This window comes from Bacillus sp. SRB3LM (assembly GCF_015712745.1).
GTDB lineage: Bacteria > Bacillota > Bacilli > Bacillales > Bacillaceae_G > Bacillus_A > Bacillus_A thuringiensis_K.
Genome location: NZ_VWVQ01000118.1, coordinates 1 through 956 on the forward strand (window position 1 = coordinate 1; position 956 = coordinate 956).

Consider the following 956-nt stretch of genomic DNA (forward strand, 5'->3'; position numbering starts at 1 on the left):
CGGTTCATTAAAAAACGTGTACGCTCTATGTTAGGATTTAAATCTTTTGGCACAGCTACATGCATTCTTGCAGGAGTAGAAGCCATGCATATGATAAAAAAGAACAGGTTGATTTACGGGATCAATCTGTTCAAAATCAAAAACAATTCATTCATCAATTATTTGGATTAACAGGCTAAATAACGATTCCGGTAGGAATCCCCATCATTCTTTGGAATATATCCTTTCTTTGCACCAGAACTTTTTTTAATGCGTTCTAATTAATAAGAAGGTTTATATATTAATTGAACTGTTTATAGTCTAAATGGTTTAGAAAAATTATACAAGAAATAAAATTATATATTTTTTATGATAATCTAAATTAAGAAATTTTTATGATACTCATTTTATAAGCAACTGTACTTGAGAAAAATACAAAGTTGTTAGTTCCTGATAGATTAAACATCGTTATAGTTCCAGGATTGTTTGCCCCTGTTAAATCAACAAGTATTGTTCCACTGCTATTTATAATATTATTGACTGCATCCCAAGTGGCTCCAGAACCAGGAATATTAATTGGACCACTACCTGTATCTAATCGTAAACATATTGAAAGATTTGCAGGCGGATTAGTTGGTCTAACACTAAAACTATACGAAATTTCATATACAAAACCATTTAATAGAGTAACATTACCAGATCCTGCATTAAATGTAATGAAACTACCTCCATTATTTACCAATATAGTATCTAATGGTAAATTGGTATTTGAAGTTACATTATTTAAATTTGTATTTCGTGTTAACATCATATTAATAGGTCCTAATATTCCAGTAGGACCCGTATTTCCAGTAGGACCCGTATTTCCAGTAGGACCCGTATTTCCAGTAGGACCCGTATCTCCAGTAGGACCCGTATCTCCAGTAGGACCCGTATCTCCAGTAGGACCCGTATCTCCAGTAGGACCCGTATCTCCA

Annotated in this window: 1 protein-coding gene and 1 pseudogene; one reads left to right on the plus strand and one right to left on the minus strand. The window is 33.2% G+C overall.

The features are described from left to right. Positions 1 to 179, plus strand: a pseudogene (locus F3I02_RS33615) (IS6 family transposase); the annotation flags it as partial. Between the two features lie 182 nt (positions 180 to 361). On the opposite strand, the gene F3I02_RS33620 reads toward F3I02_RS33615, so the two are convergent. Continuing rightward, positions 362 to 956 (minus strand): collagen-like protein (locus F3I02_RS33620; RefSeq protein WP_196478860.1); only part of this gene is annotated, 595 nt, incomplete at its 5' end.